Origin of the sequence: Nocardiopsis sp. NPDC058789 (genome assembly GCF_042745575.1) — a bacterium.
Taxonomy (GTDB): Bacteria; Actinomycetota; Actinomycetes; order Streptosporangiales; family Streptosporangiaceae; genus Nocardiopsis; species Nocardiopsis eucommiae.
In genome coordinates this window covers 345,899-365,709 of the sequence record NZ_JBHYOW010000002.1, presented here as the reverse complement: position 1 = coordinate 365,709, position 19,811 = coordinate 345,899, and the positions used below count along the sequence as shown (strand labels likewise).

Sequence of the window (19,811 nt, the reverse complement as noted above, 5' to 3'; positions counted from 1 at the left end):
CACAGTGACGGGAGAACGGAGGCGGTCCGCCCCCACGGGAGCGCGTCCCCGTCGTTTCTCCTGATTTCCCAGAGCCGGTCATCTGGCAGTCGTTCTCCGACAGGCACCGGTTCGTCCGCCACGACCCCCAGCGCTACGTGTGGGCGGCCGTGGATATCGAAGTATTTTCCCCCACGCATCTTCGGTGTCACTCACCGAAGCAGTGCTGTGGACTTCCGACCCGGCCTCTGTCGTCGGCGAAAGGTCATCTGTGAACCATCCCCGTACCAACGCACGTCGCGACCGCACCTCCAACGGCTCCCGTGGCGGCTCCGGCTCCTACGGCCGCCCCCGCCCCCGCCGTTCCTTCGACGGTCCGCGTCGTGGCGGCGGCGGCCAGGGCGGCCGCTCCGGCGGCGGCTCCCGCTTCTCCGGCGGCGAGTTCGCGCTGCCGACCACCGTCAACCCCGGGCTCGACCCGGTGGACGACTTCCAGGCCCTGGACATGCCCGCTCCGCTCAAGGAGACGCTGGCCCGCCAGGGGCTGACCACGCCCTCCACGATCCAGGCGGCCACGCTGCCGAACTCGCTGGCCCGTCGGGACGTCCTGGGCCGCAGCCAGACCGGCTCGGGCAAGACCCTCGCCTTCGGTCTGGCGCTGCTGGCCCGGCTGGACGGCCGCAAGGCCGAGGAGCGGCACCCGCTCGCCGTGGTGCTGGCGCCGACCCGCGAGCTCGCCCAGCAGGTCACCGACTCCCTCACGCCCTACGCCCGTTCGGTGCGGGTGCGCATGGCGACCGTGGTGGGCGGCATGCCCATCCACCGCCAGGCCCGCTCCCTGCGCCAGGGTGTCGAGCTGGTCGTGGCCACCCCCGGCCGTCTGCGCGACCTCATGGAGCGCGGCGACTGCGTCCTGGACCAGGTCGAGGCCGTGGTGCTCGACGAGGCCGACCAGATGACCGACATGGGCTTCATGCCGCAGGTCACCGCGATCCTGGAGCAGGTCCCGGCCGACGGCCAGCGCATGCTGTTCTCGGCCACCCTGGACCGGAACGTGGACCAGCTGGTCCGCCGCTTCCTCAACGACCCGGTGGTGCACTCGGTCGACCCGTCCGAGGGCGCGGTCTCGACCATGGAGCACCACGTCCTGCACGTGTCCCACGCGGACAAGCAGGCCACCGCCACGCACATCGCGGCTCGCGAGGGCCAGGTCATCATGTTCCTGGACACCAAGCACGCCGTGGACCGGATGGCGCAGCACCTGCTGGCCAGCGGCGTCCGGGCGGCACCGCTGCACGGCGGCCGTTCGCAGCCGCAGCGCACCCGCACCCTCAAGCAGTTCAAGGAGGGCACGGTCACCGCGCTGATCGCCACGAACGTCGCCGCGCGCGGCATCCACGTGGACGGCCTGGACCTGGTCGTGAACATCGACCCGCCCACCGACCACAAGGACTACCTGCACCGTGGCGGCCGTACCGCCCGCGCGGGCGAGTCCGGCAACGTGGTCACGCTCGTGACGCCCAACCAGCGCCGCGACATGAGCCGCCTGATGTACCGCGCGCGGATCGAGCCGCAGATCGCCCAGGTGCACGCCGAGGACCCGGAGCTGGCCCGCGTGACCGGCGCCCGCACCCCGTCCGGCGTCCCCGTGAGCCTGCCCGCCGAGCCGCGTCGGGAGAACCGTCAGCGCGGTCCGCGCGGCGGCCAGGGCGGCCCCCGCGGTGGCGGCGGCTACGGTGGTCCGCGCTCGGGTGGGTCCTCCCGCCCGCGCCGTCCGCGTCGCGCCCCGCAGGACTAGGTTCCGACCTCACGAAGCCCCGTCACGTCCGTGGCGGGGCTTCGTCGTGTCACCTGCGCGCGGACGACAGCGCCACCCCGGCCACGATGAGCACCGCGCAGACCGCCTGGGCTCCCGTGACGGGCTCCCCGATGGTCAGGTAGGCCAGGGCCGCCACGCAGACCGGCTGGAGGTAGTAGAGGACCCCGGCGCGGGTGGCGCCGATCATCTCCACGGACCTGTTCCAGAGGAAGAACGCCAGCGCGGAGGAGGCGGCCCCGATGTAGAGCAGGGCCGCGAGGTTCCCCGGTGCGGGGGTGAACCCGCCCTGCGTCGTCACGGAGACGATCTGCGCGGGGAGCAGCATGACCAGGCCGAAGAGGACCGTGGCGGCGAGGAAGACCACGGCGGGCAGCCCCTGGGGTTTGCGTCTGAGCAGCGCGGAGTACCCGGCGAAGGTGAACATGGCCGCGAGCATCCAGAGGTCGCCGGTGGCGAGGTCCAGGGTGAGGAGCACCCCGACGTCGCCCTTGGTGATCAGGCCGACCACGGCCGCCAGGGCGACGGCCATGCCGGTGATCCGCAGCGGGGACGGGCGTTCCCCGCCGAGCGCCGCGAAGACCGCGATCGCCACCGGGGAGGCCGCCGCGATGAGCGCGAGGTTGGTGGCCGACGTGGTGTGGCCCGCGACGTAGATCAGGGTGTTGAAGAGCGTGACGCCGAGCAGGCTGACCAGCGCGATATAGGGAGCGCGCTCCCGGATGGTCCGCCGGTGCTCCCACAGCCCCCTGGCCGCGAACGGCAGGAGGACGACCAGGGCGATCGCCCACCTCCAGAAGGCGGTCTGGACGGGCGGTATCTCCCCGGAGACGGCCCGGGCGATGACGAAGTTCCCGGACCAGATGAGGGTGGCGGCGGCGGCCAGGAGCGGACCCCACCACACGCCCCAGCGGGGGTCGGTCCGGTCCTCGGGCTCGGTACTGGTCACGGTGGTGGACACTCCTTCGGATCATCGGACGAACACGGCGCCGGGCGCGACCGCGACCGCCCCGGAGGGCTCGGGTGCGGAGGGGGCCGTCGAGCGGCGAGGGGGGGACGGACGCGCCGGGCCGGGGTCAGAGCCCTCGGTGCGGCGGGCGGTCCGGGCACTCGGTCGGGGCCCTGCGGGCGGGCGTCGTGACGTCGGTTCCGAGTGCGGGCAGCACACAGACCTCCAAGGTGGAGAGTGGTGTGCGGCCGGGGCGATTGTCGCACACCCCTGATCCCGGGCGAAGGCCCCGGGGCGCCCTTGTGGGCGCGGACCCCGGGTCCCTAGACTCCCCGTGCAAATGTCGGACAACCAGGAGGCCGCCGTGACGCCCATGACCCAGCCCACCCGGGCCGAACCCCTGGTCGTGCAGGTCAGCAGGCAGTTCAGGGAACGTATCGCGGCCGGGGAGTGGGCCGTCCACAGCCGTATCCCCGGCGAGAAGCACCTCGCTGAGGAGCTCGGGGTCAGCCGGGGCACCGTCCGCGAGGCCCTGCGCGCCCTCACCGCCGCCGGTCTGCTGGAGCCCCGCGTGGGTGACGGCACCTACGTCCGGGCCAGCGACGAGCTCACCGGCCTGCTCGCCCAGGGCGGCGGCACCGACCTCGAACACGTCCTGGACGTCCGCGCCGTACTGGAGATCGCCGCCGCCGAACGCGCCGCCCGCCACCGCACCGACGCCCACCTGGACGCCATGCGCGAGGCGGTCGCCGCCCGTGCCGAGGCCGAGCGCGCCGACGACGTCGACGCCTACGTGGCCGCCGACTCGCGCTTCCACCGGGCCGTCGTGGAGGCCGCCGACAACCCGCTCCTCACCCGGCTCTACGACGCGCTCCGGGAGAACGTGGTGGAGTCCATCCGGCGCACCACCTCCCTGCCCGAGGTGCAGGGCCTCAACGACCTGCACGAGGGCCTGCTCGCGGCGGTCGAGGACGGCTCCCCCGAGCACGCCCGCGCCATCGCCGCGGAGCTCGCGGACGAACTGGGGTTCATCAGCGCCGTCGTGGAAAACGAGACCCGGCCGGGCGGGGCCTCGTGACCGCCCCCGCCACCCGGGCCCGCACCCGCTCTTGGGCGCGCGCCGCCCTGGCCATGGGCTCGGTCCTGGTGATCGCCTCGTGCCTGCGCCCGGCCCTGACCTCGGTCGGTCCGGTCCTGGCGGCCGTCGGCACCACCACCGGGCTCTCCGACGGCGCCCTGGGGATGCTCACCGCGCTTCCCCTGCTCGGCTTCGCCCTCTTCTCCTCGATCGTCCACGGCCCCACCGCCCGGTGGGGCGTGGACCGCGTCGTCCTGGCCGCGCTGGCCCTCCTGGCCGCCGGGATCGTGGTCCGCTCGCTCCCGGCCCCGGCCACCCTGTGGCTGGGCACGGCGATGATCGGTGCCGCCGTGGCGTTCGGGAACGTGCTCGTCCCGGTGATCCTGCGGCGCGACCACCCGAGGCGGATCGCCCTGTTCACCGGGGTGTCCTCCTCGGTGATGACCGGGTTCGCCGCCCTGGGCGCCGGGCTGTCCGTGCCCCTCGCGGCGCTCGCGGGCGGGTGGCGGGCCTCGCTGGCCCTGTGGGCGGTCCCGGTGGTGCTCGCCCTGCTGGTCTGGGCGGCACGGGTCCGCTGGGTCCCCTCACCCGCGCCCGTCGCGGCCTCGGCCGGAGCCGACGAGCCCGTCGGCTCGGTCTGGCGTTCGTCCACCGCGTGGCTGGTCACCGCGTTCATGGGGCTCCAGTCCACGTCCTACTTCACCCTGATCAACTGGCTGCCGAGCGTGGAGGCCGCGCGCGGGGTGAGCGCGCAGACCGCGGGATGGCACCTGTTCGCGTTCCAGATCACCGGTGTGGTGGCCGGTCTGGCGATCACCGCCCTGATGGGTCGGCGCGCGGAGCAGCGTCCCGCCTGCCTGGCGGTGAGCCTGCTCATCGTGGTGGCCATGGCCGGTCTGCTGTGGGTCCCGGCCTGGGGGCCGCTGTGGATCATGCTGGCGGGCGCGGGGACGGGGAGCTCCATCGTGGTGGCGCTGTCCCTGATCGCCCTGCGCGGCCGCACCCAGGCGGAGACCACCCGGCTGTCCGGCATGGCGCAGTCCATGGGCTACCTGCTCGCCGCCTGCGGACCGATCGCGGCGGGTGTCCTCATCCAGCTCACCGGCGCCACGGACCTGGTCCTGGTCCTGGTGGGCGGCCTGGCACTGGTCCAGACGGGGGTCGCGCTCGGGGCGGGCAGGGACCGGGGGATCTGACCGACGAAGAGGAGCGCCCCTCCCGGACCCCGGTGAACGGTGACGGGGTCGGAAGGGGCGCTCCCGGGTGTTCCGGGACGGCTCCGGGAAGAGGCGGAGGCACCGTCCCGGGGAAGGGGCCGCCCGCTCTCTGCTTCGGGCGGCCCGCGGGTGGCACTAGAACACCTGCACTCCGAGGGCCCAGCTGAACAGGGCGTACATGGAGAACATGATCAGCACGAGCGCGGTCATGTTGAACCACAGGCCCGCACGGAGCATCTCGGTGATCTTGACGTAGCCGGAGCCGAAGGCGATCGCGTTGGGCGGCGTGGCCACCGGCAGCATGAAGGACATGGAGGCCGCGAGGACCGCCGGGATGACCAGCGCCAGGACGTCGACGTCCATGCCGACCGCGACACCGCCCATGATCGGGAGGAACGTCGCGGCGGTGGCCGTGTTGCTGGTGAGCTCGGTGAGGACGAGCACGAGGACGACGACCGCCAGGATGAGCGCCCACATCGGCACGCCCTCGAGGATGGCCACACGGGTACCGATCCACGCGCTCAGGCCGCTGGAGGTGAACTGCGCGGAGATCGCGATACCGCCGCCGAACAGCAGCAGGATGCCCCAGGGCAGCTTGAGCGCGGAGTCCCAGTCGAGCAGGCGGTTGTCACGGTCCGCCGGGATGATGAAGAGCAGGACCGCGACGACCATCGCGACCATGGCGTCGGAGACGCTGCCGATCCACGGGATGACCGAGGCGACGGTGTCGTTCTTCGCCAGCATCGGCGCGAAGATCCAGGAGAAGGCGGCGAAGGCGAAGACCGCGAGCACCAGCTTCTCGGCGCGCTTCATCGGACCCATCTTGGCGAGCTCGCCCCGGATGAGCTCCTGGGCACCCTCCAGACGCTTGACCTCCGGCGGGTAGATGACCTTGGCCAGCAGGAACCAGGCGATCAGCAGGAAGATGATGGCGAGCGGGACACCGGCCATCATCCACTGGCCGAAGCCGATGTGGATGTCGTGGTTCTCCGCGAGGTAGCCGACCATGAGGACGTTCGGCGGGGTGCTGATCAGCGTCGAGACGGAGCCGATGGACGCGGAGTAGGCGATCGCCAGCATGAGGGCGGTGGCGAAGTTGGCGTCGGTCTTGCCGTTGCGCAGCTGGGTGACCAGGCCGATCACCGAGAGGCCGACCGGGAGCATCATGACGGCGACGGCGGTGTTGGACACCCACATGCCGATGACGAAGGTCGCGGCGATGAACCCGCCGATGAGGCCGACCGTGTTGGAGCCGACCTTCGAGACGATCAGCAGCGCGATCCTGCGGTGCAGGTCCCACTTCTGCATGGCCAGGGCCAGCATGAAGCCGCCCATGAAGAGGAAGATGACGTCGGACCCGTAGGACGAGGAGACGTCACCGACACCGACGCCGTCGATGAGCAGCGGGAAGAGGATCAGCGGCAGCAGGGAGGTCGCCGGGATCGGGATGGGCTCGGTCGCCCACCAGATGGCGATCCAGACGGTGACCGCGGCGACGACGCCACCGTTCACCGACATGACGGTCTCGGTGTCGCCGTCCCCGAGCGGCAGCGCCATCTCCGGCAGCAGGAAGAACGCCAGCAGACCGGCGAGGGGACCCGCGATGAAACCGATCACCCGGCTCCGCGTGGTGCGTTCCCCGGGTGTGCCCTTCGTGGTCTTCGCCGGGGTTTCGTCCGGTTTCCTGTCGGCGGTGTCCATCGCCATGTGTGGCCTCCTGCTCGCTGGTCGTCGGTGTCCGCGACTCCCCTCCGGTCGACCGCCGTGTTGCCGACCGGTTTCTCGGGGGTTACTACCTCTTGATGAGGAGATGATTGTGACGACCCGGGAGTGTGTGCAACGTAACTGCACAAGAGTTGGGATTCCTCTGACATTGGGCCACTCTGGGTGTGTGTCCTGGGGCACAAAGTCACACAAAGTACACGCGCGCGATCGGCGTCCCACCCGCCTAAGCTGCGTGTATGCATCCGAGGGAAACTGACCGTCGCACCGTGCTCCTGAGCCTGGCGGGTGTCGCCACCGTGGCGGCGGTGACCGGTTGCACACGTGCGCCCGACGCGGACCCGCCCCGGCTCATCGTCGCCACCGGCCCTCCCGGTGCCGTGTACCGGGAGATCGGCGGGGAGCTCGCGCTCCTCCTCGACGAACGCCTGGCGCACAACAAGGTGATCCCCGTGGAGACCCGTGCCTCGCACGACAACCTGTACCTGCTGGAGGACGGCGGGGCCCATCTGGGCCTGGCGAACCTCGACTCCGTCCTGGCCACCGAGATCGAGAGCCAGGGCCTGGTCAGCGCGGTGGGGCGGCTCTACGACAGCTTCGTGCACCTGGTGGTCACCGCGGACTCCCCCGTGCGCAGGCTGGCCGACCTCGACGGACTGCGGGTCTCCATCGGCGCCTCGGACTCCGGGACCGAGTTCACCGCCGAACAGATCCTCGGCGAGGTCGGGGTGGAACCGGAGACGCTGCGGCTCGACCAGGCGACCTCGGCCGAGGCCCTGGAGTCGGGCGAGATCGACGCCATGTTCTCCCTGACCGGGCTGCCCACCCCGGCCATCGCGGACCTCGCGGAACGCGTCCCGCTGCGCATGGTCGACCTCGCCGACATCGCCGACCTCATGGTCAACGTGTACCCGGAGGCCTACTTCCCGGCGACCATCCCCGCCACCACGTACACCGGGGTGCCGGCCTGCCCCACGATGTCCATCCCGAACCTGCTCCTGTGCCGCCGGGACCTGCCCGAGGACCTCGTGTACGTGGTGACGGACACCGTGTACACCGGAGCGTCCCGGCTGGCGGAGCAGCGTCCCGAGGCGGCGCAGATCAACGTGCGGACCGGGATCTCCACCGGGGTCGTGCCCCTGCACCCCGGCGCCGAACGGTGGTACCGGGACTACAAACCCGCGTCCGAGGGGGCGGAGGTCCAGGTGAGCCCGCCGGTGTCGCGGACCGACTGACCCGTCACCCGTCCTCGGGAGGAGCGGCCGGGGGCAGGGTGATCACCACACCGAACCCGCGCCGCCCCTGGTCAGCGAGGCCGTCACCCAGGTTGAGGCGCCCACCGGACTCACGGACCAGGTCCGCGACGATCGGCAGCCCCAGCCCGGTGCCCTCGGTGTTCTGGTGCCTCGGGGAACGCCAGAAGCGGTCCAGGGCGGCCTCGCGCTCCTCCTTCGGCAGGCCCACACCGTTGTCCAGCACCCCGATCCGCACCTGCTCACCGTCCTCGGCGCGCACCTCGATCCGGGTCCCGCCGGACAGCCGCAGCGCGTTGCTGACCAACTCGTCCAGAATGCTGCCCAGACCGCCCGCGGGGGCGTGCGCCCACAGGTGGTCGGGCAGGTCCGTGGTCACCTCCATCCCACGGGACTCCCCCAGGGCCTTCCAGCGCGCCACCCGCGTGTCCACCACCCCGGTGACCTCCACCACCTCGGTACCGGTCACGCTCTCCAGTCGGGTGGCGGCCAGAAGCGAGTTCAGCATGCGGTGCATGACGGTGGCCTCGTCGATCGCGATCGCGTGCGCCTCTCTGGCCTCGGCGCCCTTCAGGTAGGGGGACAGGTTCTCCACCGAGAGCCGCAGACTGGCCAGGGGGTTGCGGAGCTGGTGGGAGGCTTCGGAGACGAACGAGCGCTGGCGTTCCAGCGCGCGGCGCACCACTCCCACCATGGTGTTGAAGGAGTCGGTGAGGCGGCGCAGCTCCGGCGGGCCGCGTTCCGCGTCCACGTGGACGTCCAGGTCACCCGAGGTCACCGCCGTGGTCGCGGCGTCCAACCGGTGAATGGGCTGGAGGACCCAGCGGGACAGCGGCAGCGAGGCCGCCACCAGCAGCCCCAGCGGCACGATGCTGAACAGGGCCATCCACCCCCACGTGGTGAGGATGTCCTCGCTCAGGACGTCGGTGGGCGAGACCAGCACCACCGCCCCGGCGACCTCGCTGTCACGGCCGATGGGTTCGGCGATGACCAGGGGGTCCGACCGCCAGGGCCACACCGTGGTCGGGGGCTCGGGGCGTTCGCCCGCCAGCGCCACCGTGATCACCGAACCCATGCCCACGTCCGCGACCAGTGCGCGCATCCGGTCGGTCCCGCCGGAGCCCGCGATCACCTCCCCGTCCGGGGCGACCAGCACCACGGGGATGCCGTAGAGCTGTTCGTACCGGGACATCTCCTGGGTGAGGGCGTTGCTCCGCTCGGCCTGGAGGGCCGTCCCCGCCAGCGAGGCGAACCGGCCCGCGTCGCCCAGGCGGTCGACGTACACGGCCTGGGTCTGCTGTTGGGCGATGACCGTCGCCATGGGCACCAGGACCGCGCCGACCAGCACGAAGGCCACCGGAAGCAGGATGGTCAGGAGACGGCGGAGCACCGGTCAGACCTCGTCGAGCAGGTAGCCGACCCCGCGCACCGTGCGGATGCGCGGGGTGGGACCGATCTTGGCGCGCAGGGACGCGATGTGGGTGTCGAGGGTGCGGGAGGAGGCCTCCCAGGCGGCGCCCCAGACCTGGTCGAGGATCTGGTCCCGGGCGACCACGCGCGGGGAGCGTTCCACCAGCAGACGCAGGAGGTCGAACTCCTTGCGGGTCAGCGGCAGGGGTTCGGCTCCCATGAGGGCCTCCCGGGAGTGGACGTCCAGGGTCAGCTTCCCGACCCGCAGCGGGGGGTCGGCCTGCTCGGGTTCGGCCCGCGCCGTCCGGGTGCGGCGCAGCACGGCGTCGATGCGCGCCAGGAGTTCGGCGACGCCGAAGGGCTTGACCACGTAGTCGTCGGCGCCCGCCCGCAGGCCCCGGACCCGGTCGCGTTCCTCGCCCCGGGCCGTGACGGCGATGATCGCGGTCTGCGGGCGTTCGCGGAGCTTGCGCAGGAGGTCGATCCCGTCGGCGTCGGGCAGGCCGAGGTCGAGCAGGACCACGTCCGCCGAGGGCGCCGAGAGGGCCCGTTCGGCCGTGGCCACCCGCTGTACGTCGAAGGAGGCTGCCCGGAGCGCGGTGACCAGCCCGCGCGCCACCCGGTCATCGTCCTCGACCACGAGAATACGCATGGCTAGCCATAGTAGGCAGAGACCGGGGCACTCGCCCCACCGGCACGCGTCCAGCCCCGTTCGGGCGCCCTCCGGGGACGGGCGGCAGCCGCCCCACCGGCACGCGCTCAGCCCCGCAGGATCACCCTCCGAGGGATGTGCGGGATGGCCTCCCGGATCACCTGCGCCGGGCCCACGAAGGATCGGGTTTCCACAGCCTGTGGAAAAGATTCGACGGCGGAACGGTTCGGTCGCGGTCGACCGGAACGCGCCTCCGCAACGGGGGTTCCCCAGCCTTCCACGGGCAGCGACCGGCGGGACCAGCGCCTTCCTCAGCGGTTCCGAAACTGTCGCTCCGCTGCGACAGCATGTCCGGTATGCACAGCACTCAGACCTACCGCGAAGCGGCCCGCGCCAAGGGTGTCCCCGAACACGCCATCGAACTGGCCCTCAGTCTCGCCCTCCCCCAGGCCGAGCTCACCGGGACGGACGAGGACGGCGGCATCCTGGTCGGGCGGTACGGCGGCCTCCCCTCACTCCCCGAGGGCGTCGAGTGGAACAGCGGCCTGGACTTCGTCGCGAGCGTCGACTGCGCCGCCCTGCCCCCGGACGCCTGCAACCTCCCCCTGCCACGCGACGGCCACCTGCTGTTCTTCGCCGCCCGGACCGACCCCGACGGGTTAGCGCTGATGGAGAACTCCCGCTCCGTGATCCACGTTCCGGCGGGTACGCCCACCACCGAGCGGCCGGTCCCCGACGACCAGGAGTACTTCCCCGCCCTCGACCAGCACCCCCTCTACGCCCGGACCTTCCCGAGCCTCCCGTCGAGCGCCGACGACGCCGTCCTTCTCCACCCGGAGATCAGCGACCTCTACTTCGAGCACGATCTGGAGTACCTCGACCAGAGATCCCGTCAATGGGAAGTCAGCCTGTACCTGGGCGGATACGCCTACTCGCCGCAGGACCCGCCCATCATGGGCTCCTCCCCCGAGGACGAGAAGGGGGGCTGGGTACTGCTGGCCCAGGCCCAGTTGGACATGCCCGACGACCCGGGCTTCACCGCGTGCGTGTTCTGGATCATCCAGCGCGACGAGCTCGCGGCGGGGAACTTCGCGGCGGCGGGGCTCGTGTCGATCTCCTACCACTGACGTGCCGGGTCGGGGGTCTCCCGCGCGGGGACCCCGGACAGCACGAACGGCCGCCCAGCACCGGTGTGGACGGCCGCGTCAGCGGTGCGAGTCCGGACAGGGGGTGAGATCACGGGCCCCTGGTCAGGACGGACGCCGAATCAGTCCGTGCGCTTCATGCCGACACGGACTCCTCGGTTCCGCGCGCCTGGCGGACGCGGCCCCAGGGCAGGAGTCGGTCCACCGCGTGGCGACCTCCCGAGAACCCGAGAGCCAGGGCGGCGACGCCGAGCACGAGCACCAGCTCGTATCCGCCGACCAGCGGAGTACCGACGTGGGCGAAGACGTACGCGCCCACCATCATGAGGGCGAGGGACAGGCCCGCGAGCGGCAGCGCGAAGCCGACGACGAGTGCCACACCGGCACCCACCTCGACGATCACGGCGACGAGGACGGACAGGGTCGGGAAGGGGACGCCCATGGCCGCGAAGCCCTGGGTGGCGCCTCCCAGGTCAACGGCCTTCTGGAGCCCGTGGAGGATGAACAGCCCCCCGATCACGGCCCTGGCGAGCAGGGCGACGAGATCGCCGGCCCTGCTTCTGATCGATTCGTTCATGGTGTTCCTGTTCTGTGAGCGGGTATCCCGGAGTGGGCGGCCACCTCGTTGCACAGACTGCAACACTTGAGGTCACAACCTTTTCCCGGGAAGCAGCATGGTAGTACGTATCCGGCCGAACACATAGCGTCCCGGGGAACGGGTTCGACGGAACCACCATCCACCCAGGTCAGGACAGGGAACAGAACTCCACTCAGTCCCGGGTGCCGATCCCGTCAGGGTCGGGGTACCGGGGCTCCTCGCCCTGGGGGTCGAGCACGGACAGCATGGACTCGGAGATCTCCCGCAGCTGCCCCACCTGCTCGGGGCTGAGCGTGTCGAACAGGACCCGCCGCACCTCGTGCACGTGCCCCGGAGCCGCGTCCTCCAGCGCCTTCATCCCGACGGGCGTGATCTCCACGATCACGGTGCGCCGGTCCTCCGGCCGCTTGTGGCGGTGGATCATCCCGTCGCCCTCCAGCCGCGCGGCGGCGTGCGAGAGCCGACTCGGCGACGAGCGCAGCAGGCGGGCCAGCCGCGTCATCGTCAGCTCACGCCCCGGCGCCTCCGACAGCATGGCCAGGATCTGGTAGTACGCGTGCGGCAGCCCGGCGTCGTGCCTGAGCTGGCGGTCCAGTGCGCCGTCGAGCAGGTTGACGGCCATCAGGAAGGCACGCCACGTGTTCTGCTCGCCGTCGTCGAGCCAGCGCGTCTCGGCCATCGGTCCTGTGCCCCCTGAAATACTTGAGCGTTCAATTGTGTTTCTACCGGACACGGACCATCACCCCGAACCCGGAGGCGCCGCCATGGCGACACGCATGCCCACGCTGTACCTGAGCCACGGCGCACCACCCCTGGCCGACGACACCGAGTGGACCCGCCAGCTGGCCGACTGGTCTGGTGACCTCGTCCGCCCGAAGGCGATCCTCGTCGTCTCCGCGCACTGGGAGGACGCACCGCTCACCATCGGCGCGACCACGGACGACACCCCTCTGACCTACGACTTCTGGGGTTTCCCGCAACGCTACTACGACGTGACCTACGCCGCCCCGGGTGCTCCGGCACTCGCGGAGCGCGTCCGCGAACTCACCACTGGTCCAGGTGAGACCCTCCACCAGGACCCCACCCGCGGCCTCGACCACGGCGCCTACGTACCGCTGAAGGAGATGTACCCGGAAGCCGACATCCCGGTCCTCCAGGTTTCCATGCCCACGCTCGACCCGGCACGCCTCCTCGAACTCGGGCGCCGCCTCGCGCCCCTGCGCGACGAGGGCGTACTGATCATGGGCAGCGGTTTCACCACCCACAACCTCCGGGAGATGTCCCGGCGGACCCACGGGGACGCGCCCTCCTGGTCGGTCGAGTTCGACGACTGGACCCACCGGGCCGTCCTGGACCACGACGTCGACGCGCTCCTGGACTTCCGGCACAAGGCCCCGGCCGCGGCCCTCGCCCACCCGCGCAGCGACCACTTCGCACCCCTGTTCGTCGCGCTCGGCGCGGGACTGGAGGACCACCGGACCGCCACGTCCACGGTGGACGGCTTCTGGCACGGGCTGGCCAAGCGGTCGTTCCAGTTCGACTGATCGGCACCCGCCGGAACGTCGGCGGATGCTGGCAGACTGCCGCCATGGACGAAGAGCACCACCCCGCCGACGCGAGGTCCGTGGCGGACCTGCTCCGGGTCGAGGGCCGCGTCAGGTACCTGCACTTCTGGGGGCACCAGCCGCCGCCCAGCGGGGTGTCGTCGAGCTGTCTCTCCCAGTGGTGGCCCGCCGACTTCACCGTGGACGGAACCACCTACCGCACCGCCGAGCACTACATGATGGCCGGGAAGGCGCGGCTCTTCGGGGACCCCGAGGCCGCCGACCGGATCGTGGCGGCCGGACACCCGCGCGACGCCAAGGTGATCGGCCGCCAGGTCCGCGGCTTCGACCAGGAGGTCTGGGAACGGGAGCGCTTCGAGATCGTCGTCCAGGGGAGTGTCGCCAAGTTCGGCCAGCACGAGGACCTGCGCGCGTTCCTGCTCGGCACCGGGCGGCGCGTGCTGGTCGAGGCCAGCCCCCGCGACCGGATCTGGGGCATCGGCCTGGGCCGCTCCCACGAGAACGCCGAGCGCCCCCGCTTCTGGCGCGGTCGCAACCTGTTGGGTTTCGCCCTCATGGAGGCCAGGGCCAGGCTCTCCGAGGAGACCGGCTGAACGAGGGAGACCGTTCTCCCCGATTTCACTTCGGATTCCCCTGTTCACGCTGTGTGGTCGCACCGGCGGGAGTAGAGTCCGAACACGCGGACAGCACGGTGCCCCGGCACCCGCGCCTGTTTCCCGCCCTTGGCCCCGCGCCGACACCCTCGGCTCGACCTCGCGGACCACCCCGGGGTCCCGCCGTTCCCGGGAGACAGATCCTCCAGCTTCGAGCGCGCGTTCCGGACTCCACCGTCCTCACCTTCAGGACGACACTCAGGGGACTCCCATGGCCTACTACCGCATCCAGCTGAACGACGGTTCCTCCCGCACCCTCCAGGCGGTGCGCCTACGCACCGACGCGAGCAGCCTCTACCTGGAGGAGCGCGCGGCCGGCGACTGGCGGCAGGTGTTCAGCAACCCGATCGGGGAGGTGAGCCGCGTCCAGCGCCGGTTCACCGAGAACGACGGCACGTGGACCTGGCTGCCCGAGCGCCTGCCCGCCCCGATCGGCGTCCGCGCCTGGTGATCCGCCTCCGGCGCGGGGCGTGGCGGCCCCGCGTCCGTCGGGCTGCGGGCCTCAGCCCTCCAGGGTGAGCTGGTCCACGACCAGATCCACCAGCCCCTCCAGGCTTCCCTCGGCCGCCAGCACTCCGGGCAGTGTCAGGTGCTCGGTGACCAGCCAGTTCAGCGCCAGGTACAGGACCACCACCGTCCTCCGGCCGCCGGGCATGCCGCTCTGCTCGTGGAAGGCGATGTTGGCGTCCAGGTCGGCGCGGACCCGGGCGGTGAGGTCGGCGCGCAACTCCGGGCGGCGGGTGGCCTCCAGCTGGAGTTCGAGCGTGGCCAGGTACACGTTGGGGTCCGCGGCCATACGCGTGACCGTGGCGCGCATGACCTCCGCGACCTTGGCCCGGGTCCGGGGGCCCTCCAGCACGTTGGCCCACTCCTCCTGTTCGGGCATGAACCGCTCGTAGGTGCGGACGCTGGTCTGGGCGAGCAGGTCCTCACGGCTGGTGAAGTAGTTGGAGGCCGTGCCGACGGGCACACCCGCGCGGGTGTCCACGGCGCGGTAGGTGAGCCCCCGCGCGCCCTCCTCAGCGAGCGCGTCGATGGCGGCGTCGAGCAGCGCGGCACGCCGTTCAGGGTTCCTGACCATGCGTTCTTCCCTTCGTGTGCGGAAATCTCGTGCGACCGCTTGGCAAACCACTATGTGTGAAGTACTTTAATCGAAGTACTTCAAGCTTAGTGGTCAATCGGCCGCAGGAGTACCCCTTCCCAGGAGACACATGCGAACCCTCACCTACTTCGTCGCGGTATCGATCGACGGCTACGCCTGCGGCCCCGACAACTCGTACGACTTCTACGAGGCCCCCGACCCGGGCGGCGAGCTCGGAGACAACGGCCGGTTCCACGTCGACGAGTACCCCGAACTCCTTCCCACCGTGGCGCGCGCCGCGCTGGGGCTGGACGTTCCCAACAAGCACTTCGACACCATGCTCCAGGGCCGCGGCTCCTACCAGGTCGCCCTGGACGAGGGCGTGACGAGCCCCTACGACCACATGCGCCAGATCGTCTTCTCCCGCAGCCTGCCCACCGACATCGACCCCAACGTCACCGTCGTGGCCACGGACCCGTTGGAGACCGTCCGCGAACTCAAGAAGGAGGAGGGTCCCCTGGGGATCGTCATCGTCGGCGGCCCGATCATGGCCGGATACCTGCTCCCGGAGATCGACGAACTCATGATCAAGCGCTACCCCGTCGTCGCCGGTCACGGCCGCCCCCTCTTCGAGGGGGCCGCCTTCGATCCCGCCCGCTTCGAGCGGCTGAGCAGCACCACCTTCGAGGGCGGCGCCGACTACACGCTCTTCCGTCGCCGCGTCTCCAGTGCGACGTGAACCGGGTGCCGGCACCGACCGGCCGCCGACACGACGGGGCGGGGCGGGGCACGGAACGGCTCAGCGAGATCAGCGGCCACCGGTAGTCTGTCCCCGCCCCGATCCCCTCCCCCCTGAGACCTCGTGTCGCATCCCCGGCTCCCGCGCACCCTCGGCTCCGTCCTGTGGTTCCCCCTGGCCCACTACGCCCGTCACCCGTTCGTCCTGTTGGCGACCACCGCCCTCCCCCTGGTCCCCGGCCAGCTGCTCGGCGCGTACGTCAGCCTGCGCCGGACCCCTCGCCCCTCGGGACCTCCCGATCCACATGAGCGCCGCGAACCCCTCGGGGTACGCGCCCGTGCGCATCCTGTCCGTGGACGGAGCACGGCCCGAACTGCTCATGGGACGTCAGCTGATCACCTGCGCCGACCCGCTCTGCGGCCTTCCGGTCTGAGCCCGAACGACCCCGGGAGAGGCGGAACCGCCGGGGGTCGTGGATAGCGTGGGGAACGGTCGAGCACCTCCGGTGTCCGGTCCGGAGTACCCGAGCGGTACGAGGAAGTGGAGAACAGGCATGAGCGAGACGACCCCCACGCGGACGCGTTCGGAGGAGGAGCGGGCGCCGGAAGGCGTACCCCGTCGGCGGGTGAACCGGCGCGAACGGATCCTGCGCACCGCCGCCGAGGTCTTCGCCACGCAGGGCTTCCACAACACCTCGCTGGCGGACATCGCCGCGATGCTCGACATGACCCCCGCCGGGGTGCTGCACCACTTCGGTTCCAAGACCGACCTGCTCACGGCCGTCCTGGAGCTACGCGACACCAACGACCCGGCGCCCGAGGGCAGCGGCATGCTCGACCACCTGGTCACCACCGCCCGCCGTAACGCCGAACGCCCGGGTACCACCCGGCTGTACGCGGTGCTCTCCGCCGAGAGCGCCACCGCCGAACACCCCGCCCAGGAGTGGTTCCGGGAACGCTACTCCGTGCTGCGCGAGGAGGCGGAGGCGGCGGTCCTGGACCGGATCGGCCCCGAGCACCGGAAGGCCGCGAGCACGCCGGGCCCGCACGGCCACACCCCCGCTCGGGCGGCGGCCACCGCGGTACTCGCCGCCATGGACGGACTCCAGGTGCAGTGGCTGCTGGACCCGGAGGCGGTGGACATGGCCGCCGTCACCGAGCTGGTGGTGGAGGCCGTCGTCGCCCGGCTCACCCACCACGAGGCCGCCGGGCGCTGAGCACCCCCGGACGGCGCGAGGGGCGCCACGGTGCCGTTCGCACCCTGACGCCCCTGGACGTGACTACCGGCCCCTCCGGACCGGATCCGGACTACAGGTCCTCGCCGTGCACGGAGCCGGGGGTCCCGTCGGTGGTCGCCTGCGGTTCGGCGGTCTCGCTGCCCTCGAGCCACTCGTCCCAGGACTTCTGCCAGTAGCCCCAGCCGTTGTCCCACTCGAACTCGCGGTCGGTGCCGGTCGTGTCGAGGATGTCGCCCATGAGGGTGTTGTTGAAGAACCACTGGGCGTCGTCCATCCGCAGGTTGGTACAACCGTTGGAGGTGTTGGCCGAGCCGATGGCGCTGTTGTAGGACGCCTCGTGCACGAACTCGCCGCTGTTGGAGGTACGGACCGCGTACTGCACGTCCACCAGGTACGAGCCGGGGGCGTCCTCGGGGATGCCCACGGTCGCGGAGTCCATGGTGAGCTGCTCGTAGCGCTCCATCATCACGTGGGTGCCGGTCGTGGTGGTGTCGAAGCGACGGTTGGCCGCCCCGTTGCTCACCTCGATGACGCGTTCCTCTTCGCCGTCGATCTCGATGATCATCTCGTGGTCCGGCACGTGCATGGTCGCGATCAGCTCACGGCCGATCTCGAAGTCGATCTGGTAGTTGCGCACCCCGAAGACACCCTCGGACGCCTCGACGCCCGCGAGGTTCAGGTCCACGGTGACGTTCTGGTACGGCTCCCAGTACTCCTCGGGCCGGAAGACCGCCATCTGGTCGGTGACCCAGTTCCAGGCGCCGACGGTCTCCTGCTCGGCCACCACGTTCATGGAGTTCTCGACCTGCGCCTTGTTGGTGACGGGCAGGTCGAAGTTGATCACGACGGGCATGCCGACACCGACGGTGTCGCCGGAGCTGGGGAAGTTGGAGACGAGTTCGAGGCGCTGGCCGGGGGCGGCCTCCTGGGTGGTGAACTCGGTGGTGAACTCGGTCTCCTCACCGGCCTCGTTCGCCGCCGTGGCGGTCACCACGATCTCCGAGCCGGGGCGCAGGTTCCAGTCGCTGACCCACTCCGTCTCGTCCTCGTTGAGGGTGCCGGTCATGGCGTAGAGGTCGCCGTCACCGTCACCTTCGCCCTCGGCCGCCGCCTCGTCGACCACGACCTGGTCGACCCTGACGTCGGTGATGACTCCGCTCGACGCGTTGACCCGGATGGGGGTGTTGGGCGCGATCTCCTCGCCGCCGGCCTCCGGAGTGATGCTCAGCTCGGCCGGTTCGGCGTCGGCGGGATCGGCGTTGCTCTGCGTCTCGGCGTCACCGGACGTACAGGCGGTCGCTGCGAGAGCGAGCGCCACCAGACCGATGCCGAACCGACGCGTCACCGCCGGGTGGGACTTCCCCGTCACGTCTGGACCTCCATAGCTGAAACTCGAACCCGACCTACTGCTCTGAGTAAGACGCTCCGGCACGGAAAAGGTTCTGAACTCGTGCGCATCGGTATAGAGCGGTTATCCGGAACGGCCCACCTGCCGCGCCCGGAACGGCTGAGAATACACCCCGGGGGTACGGGGCCGGACCACCGGGGGGTGGGGTTTGCGGCCGTCCGGAAGGGCGTCTCCGCTTGCCCTGACCATCATGCCCGACATAGAATCTTGTTCACTCGCTCAGGTTGTTTCTCCCGAGAAACCTGTTCGATCGGCCAACTTATTCGGGGTCACTCCGACCCCTCCCGTGACAAGGGGAAACACATGCCCTGGTTCTGGCTCGCCGGAGCGATCGTCCTGGAAGTCTTCGCCACCACCTCCCTGAAACTCTCCGAGGGGTTCACTCGGCTCCTGCCCTCGATCTTCGTGGTCGTGGGCTACGTCGGCGCGTTCTACATGCTCTCCCAGACCCTCAACCGGGGCATGCCGCTCGGGGTCGCGTACGGGGTGTGGGCCGCGCTGGGGGTGGCCCTCCTCGCCGTGATCGGGGTGGTCTTCCTCGGGGAGTCCCTGACCTGGATCCAGGTGGGCGGCATCGCGATGGTCATCGCCGGGGTCATGGCCCTGGAGATGGGAGGACAGCACTGACCGGCAAAATGGTGGCGTGAGTACCAAGCCGGAGGACCCGGAGAACATCAGCGACGGCCGCCGACGCAAGGGCGAGCTGCGGCGTCGGCTGCTCCTGGACGCCACCATGAACGTCATCACGCGGGACGGTGTCGCCGCCGTCAGCCAGCGGCGGGTGGCGGCCGAGGCGGGGGTCCCGCCCAGCACCGTCACCTACTACTACTCCTGCGTGGACGACCTCCTGGTCGCCGCCCTCACCAGGGTGAACGACTCCTACGTCGAGCACATGGACACCCTCCCCGACGACCCCGCCGAGGCGCTGCGCGGCTTCGCCGTCCTCATCGCGGAGGGCACCGGCACCGACCGCACGCACGCCCTCGCCGAGATGGAGCTGTTCCTCCTCGCTGCCCGCCGTCCCGCCCTGCGGGAGCAGACCGACCGCTGGACGGCCGCGGTGGACGCCTTCCTCGTGCCCTACCTCCCCGATCCCGAGGTCAGGGCCGGGGTGGCCGCGGCGGCCAACGGCTACTTTCTGTGCTGTTGCACCACCAGCCCGCCGCCCGACGCCGACGAGGTGCACCGGGTGCTGCGCCGCCTCATCACCGGCTGACCCCCGTCTCCCCGGCCACCGCCCAGTCACCACCTCAGGGCAGCGGCTCGTCACCGTCTCCCCGACCACCGACCGAACATCACCTCCTCAGGA

Annotated in this window: 21 protein-coding genes; 13 read left to right on the top strand and 8 right to left on the bottom strand. The window is 70.9% G+C overall.

The window, feature by feature from the left end:
* The first annotated feature begins 250 nt into the window (after positions 1-250).
* Positions 251-1,777 (top strand): DEAD/DEAH box helicase, encoded by a 1,527-nt coding sequence (locus ACFW3L_RS03760; protein ID WP_378735985.1) that lies wholly within the window; start codon positions 251-253, stop codon positions 1,775-1,777.
* A 49-nt stretch (positions 1,778-1,826) separates the two neighbouring features.
* Here ACFW3L_RS03760 and ACFW3L_RS03755 read toward each other — a convergent pair whose 3' ends face one another.
* A complete protein-coding gene (locus tag ACFW3L_RS03755; RefSeq protein ID WP_378735983.1) occupies positions 1,827-2,744 on the bottom strand; it encodes a DMT family transporter in 918 nt (305 codons plus the stop codon).
* A 340-nt stretch (positions 2,745-3,084) separates the two neighbouring features.
* Between ACFW3L_RS03755 and ACFW3L_RS03750 the strand changes: the two genes are divergently transcribed.
* Together ACFW3L_RS03750 and ACFW3L_RS03745 are read left to right on the top strand one after the other, a co-directional pair.
* Positions 3,085-3,822 carry a FadR/GntR family transcriptional regulator gene (locus tag ACFW3L_RS03750; protein WP_378735981.1) on the top strand — a complete coding sequence of 246 codons (738 nt, stop codon included), beginning with the start codon at positions 3,085-3,087 and terminating at the stop codon, positions 3,820-3,822.
* Complete coding sequence (locus ACFW3L_RS03745; RefSeq protein ID WP_378735979.1) at positions 3,819-5,018, top strand: MFS transporter; 1,200 nt, start codon at positions 3,819-3,821, stop codon at positions 5,016-5,018. The genes ACFW3L_RS03750 and ACFW3L_RS03745 overlap by 4 nt, the downstream gene beginning before the upstream one ends.
* 156 nt (positions 5,019-5,174) lie before the next feature.
* Here the strand turns inward: ACFW3L_RS03745 and ACFW3L_RS03740 are convergent, their stop codons facing one another.
* Positions 5,175-6,746 (bottom strand): SLC13 family permease, encoded by a 1,572-nt coding sequence (locus ACFW3L_RS03740; RefSeq protein WP_378735977.1) that lies wholly within the window; start codon positions 6,744-6,746, stop codon positions 5,175-5,177.
* Positions 6,747-7,000: 254 nt separating this feature from the next.
* Here ACFW3L_RS03740 and ACFW3L_RS03735 point away from each other — a divergent pair, with 254 nt between their 5' ends.
* Positions 7,001-7,996, top strand: coding sequence for a TAXI family TRAP transporter solute-binding subunit (locus tag ACFW3L_RS03735; protein ID WP_378735975.1), 996 nt, complete (start codon positions 7,001-7,003; stop codon positions 7,994-7,996).
* A gap of 4 nt (positions 7,997-8,000) precedes the next feature.
* On the opposite strand, the gene ACFW3L_RS03730 is transcribed toward ACFW3L_RS03735, so the two are convergent.
* On the bottom strand, positions 8,001-9,404 hold the full coding sequence (locus ACFW3L_RS03730; RefSeq protein WP_378735972.1) for an ATP-binding protein: 1,404 nt from the start codon (positions 9,402-9,404) through the stop codon (positions 8,001-8,003).
* A 3-nt stretch (positions 9,405-9,407) separates the two neighbouring features.
* Positions 9,408-10,076: a response regulator transcription factor gene (locus tag ACFW3L_RS03725; RefSeq protein WP_378735969.1), complete on the bottom strand. Its 669-nt coding sequence runs from the start codon at positions 10,074-10,076 to the stop codon at positions 9,408-9,410.
* Positions 10,077-10,432: 356 nt separating this feature from the next.
* Between ACFW3L_RS03725 and ACFW3L_RS03720 the strand changes: the two genes are divergently transcribed.
* The gene (locus ACFW3L_RS03720; RefSeq protein WP_378735967.1) at positions 10,433-11,203 is read left to right on the top strand and encodes a YwqG family protein; all 771 of its coding nucleotides are present in this window, start codon (positions 10,433-10,435) and stop codon (positions 11,201-11,203) included.
* Between the two features lie 154 nt (positions 11,204-11,357).
* Here the strand turns inward: ACFW3L_RS03720 and ACFW3L_RS03715 are convergent, their stop codons facing one another.
* Together ACFW3L_RS03715 and ACFW3L_RS03710 are read right to left on the bottom strand one after the other, a co-directional pair.
* Positions 11,358-11,798 carry a DoxX family protein gene (locus ACFW3L_RS03715; protein WP_378735965.1) on the bottom strand — a complete coding sequence of 147 codons (441 nt, stop codon included), beginning with the start codon at positions 11,796-11,798 and terminating at the stop codon, positions 11,358-11,360.
* 193 nt (positions 11,799-11,991) lie between these two features.
* Positions 11,992-12,498 (bottom strand): MarR family winged helix-turn-helix transcriptional regulator, encoded by a 507-nt coding sequence (locus tag ACFW3L_RS03710; protein ID WP_378735963.1) that lies wholly within the window; start codon positions 12,496-12,498, stop codon positions 11,992-11,994.
* A gap of 85 nt (positions 12,499-12,583) precedes the next feature.
* Between ACFW3L_RS03710 and ACFW3L_RS03705 the strand changes: the two genes are divergently transcribed.
* The 3 genes from ACFW3L_RS03705 (at position 12,584) to ACFW3L_RS03695 (ending at position 14,488) form a co-directional block, all read left to right on the top strand.
* Positions 12,584-13,363, top strand: a complete 780-nt coding sequence (locus ACFW3L_RS03705; protein ID WP_378735961.1) for a dioxygenase — start codon at positions 12,584-12,586, stop codon at positions 13,361-13,363.
* Between the two features lie 44 nt (positions 13,364-13,407).
* Positions 13,408-13,977: an NADAR family protein gene (locus ACFW3L_RS03700; RefSeq protein WP_378735959.1), complete on the top strand. Its 570-nt coding sequence runs from the start codon at positions 13,408-13,410 to the stop codon at positions 13,975-13,977.
* Positions 13,978-14,248: 271 nt separating this feature from the next.
* Positions 14,249-14,488 carry a hypothetical protein gene (locus ACFW3L_RS03695; RefSeq protein ID WP_378735957.1) on the top strand — a complete coding sequence of 80 codons (240 nt, stop codon included), beginning with the start codon at positions 14,249-14,251 and terminating at the stop codon, positions 14,486-14,488.
* Positions 14,489-14,539: 51 nt separating this feature from the next.
* Here ACFW3L_RS03695 and ACFW3L_RS03690 read toward each other — a convergent pair whose 3' ends face one another.
* Positions 14,540-15,118: a TetR/AcrR family transcriptional regulator gene (locus ACFW3L_RS03690; protein ID WP_378735955.1), complete on the bottom strand. Its 579-nt coding sequence runs from the start codon at positions 15,116-15,118 to the stop codon at positions 14,540-14,542.
* Between the two features lie 130 nt (positions 15,119-15,248).
* Between ACFW3L_RS03690 and ACFW3L_RS03685 the strand changes: the two genes are divergently transcribed.
* The 3 genes from ACFW3L_RS03685 (at position 15,249) to ACFW3L_RS03675 (ending at position 17,073) form a co-directional block, all read left to right on the top strand.
* A complete protein-coding gene (locus tag ACFW3L_RS03685) occupies positions 15,249-15,857 on the top strand; it encodes a dihydrofolate reductase family protein (protein ID WP_378735953.1) in 609 nt (202 codons plus the stop codon).
* A 304-nt stretch (positions 15,858-16,161) separates the two neighbouring features.
* Positions 16,162-16,290 carry a hypothetical protein gene (locus ACFW3L_RS03680; protein ID WP_378735951.1) on the top strand — a complete coding sequence of 43 codons (129 nt, stop codon included), beginning with the start codon at positions 16,162-16,164 and terminating at the stop codon, positions 16,288-16,290.
* Between the two features lie 120 nt (positions 16,291-16,410).
* Complete coding sequence (locus ACFW3L_RS03675; protein WP_378735949.1) at positions 16,411-17,073, top strand: TetR/AcrR family transcriptional regulator; 663 nt, start codon at positions 16,411-16,413, stop codon at positions 17,071-17,073.
* 91 nt (positions 17,074-17,164) lie between these two features.
* On the opposite strand, the gene ACFW3L_RS03670 is transcribed toward ACFW3L_RS03675, so the two are convergent.
* Positions 17,165-18,463: an Ig-like domain-containing protein gene (locus ACFW3L_RS03670; RefSeq protein WP_378735947.1), complete on the bottom strand. Its 1,299-nt coding sequence runs from the start codon at positions 18,461-18,463 to the stop codon at positions 17,165-17,167.
* 342 nt (positions 18,464-18,805) lie between these two features.
* Between ACFW3L_RS03670 and ACFW3L_RS03665 the strand changes: the two genes are divergently transcribed.
* A complete protein-coding gene (locus ACFW3L_RS03665; RefSeq protein ID WP_378735945.1) occupies positions 18,806-19,129 on the top strand; it encodes a DMT family transporter in 324 nt (107 codons plus the stop codon).
* A 16-nt stretch (positions 19,130-19,145) separates the two neighbouring features.
* Positions 19,146-19,718: a TetR/AcrR family transcriptional regulator gene (locus ACFW3L_RS03660; RefSeq protein ID WP_378735944.1), complete on the top strand. Its 573-nt coding sequence runs from the start codon at positions 19,146-19,148 to the stop codon at positions 19,716-19,718.
* Positions 19,719-19,811 lie beyond the last annotated feature (93 nt).

Coding starts and splice junctions, on each gene's coding strand:
- ACFW3L_RS03740 (WP_378735977.1), bottom strand. CDS start 6,746: ATGGCGATGGACACCGCCGACAGGAAACCGGACGAAACCCCGGCGAAG.
- ACFW3L_RS03695 (WP_378735957.1), top strand. CDS start 14,249: ATGGCCTACTACCGCATCCAGCTGAACGACGGTTCCTCCCGCACCCTC.
- ACFW3L_RS03690 (WP_378735955.1), bottom strand. CDS start 15,118: ATGGTCAGGAACCCTGAACGGCGTGCCGCGCTGCTCGACGCCGCCATC.
- ACFW3L_RS03750 (WP_378735981.1), top strand. CDS start 3,085: ATGTCGGACAACCAGGAGGCCGCCGTGACGCCCATGACCCAGCCCACC.
- ACFW3L_RS03705 (WP_378735961.1), top strand. CDS start 12,584: ATGGCGACACGCATGCCCACGCTGTACCTGAGCCACGGCGCACCACCC.
- ACFW3L_RS03700 (WP_378735959.1), top strand. CDS start 13,408: ATGGACGAAGAGCACCACCCCGCCGACGCGAGGTCCGTGGCGGACCTG.
- ACFW3L_RS03720 (WP_378735967.1), top strand. CDS start 10,433: ATGCACAGCACTCAGACCTACCGCGAAGCGGCCCGCGCCAAGGGTGTC.
- ACFW3L_RS03675 (WP_378735949.1), top strand. CDS start 16,411: ATGAGCGAGACGACCCCCACGCGGACGCGTTCGGAGGAGGAGCGGGCG.
- ACFW3L_RS03715 (WP_378735965.1), bottom strand. CDS start 11,798: ATGAACGAATCGATCAGAAGCAGGGCCGGCGATCTCGTCGCCCTGCTC.
- ACFW3L_RS03735 (WP_378735975.1), top strand. CDS start 7,001: ATGCATCCGAGGGAAACTGACCGTCGCACCGTGCTCCTGAGCCTGGCG.
- ACFW3L_RS03665 (WP_378735945.1), top strand. CDS start 18,806: ATGCCCTGGTTCTGGCTCGCCGGAGCGATCGTCCTGGAAGTCTTCGCC.
- ACFW3L_RS03710 (WP_378735963.1), bottom strand. CDS start 12,498: ATGGCCGAGACGCGCTGGCTCGACGACGGCGAGCAGAACACGTGGCGT.
- ACFW3L_RS03725 (WP_378735969.1), bottom strand. CDS start 10,076: ATGCGTATTCTCGTGGTCGAGGACGATGACCGGGTGGCGCGCGGGCTG.
- ACFW3L_RS03685 (WP_378735953.1), top strand. CDS start 15,249: ATGCGAACCCTCACCTACTTCGTCGCGGTATCGATCGACGGCTACGCC.
- ACFW3L_RS03680 (WP_378735951.1), top strand. CDS start 16,162: ATGAGCGCCGCGAACCCCTCGGGGTACGCGCCCGTGCGCATCCTGTCC.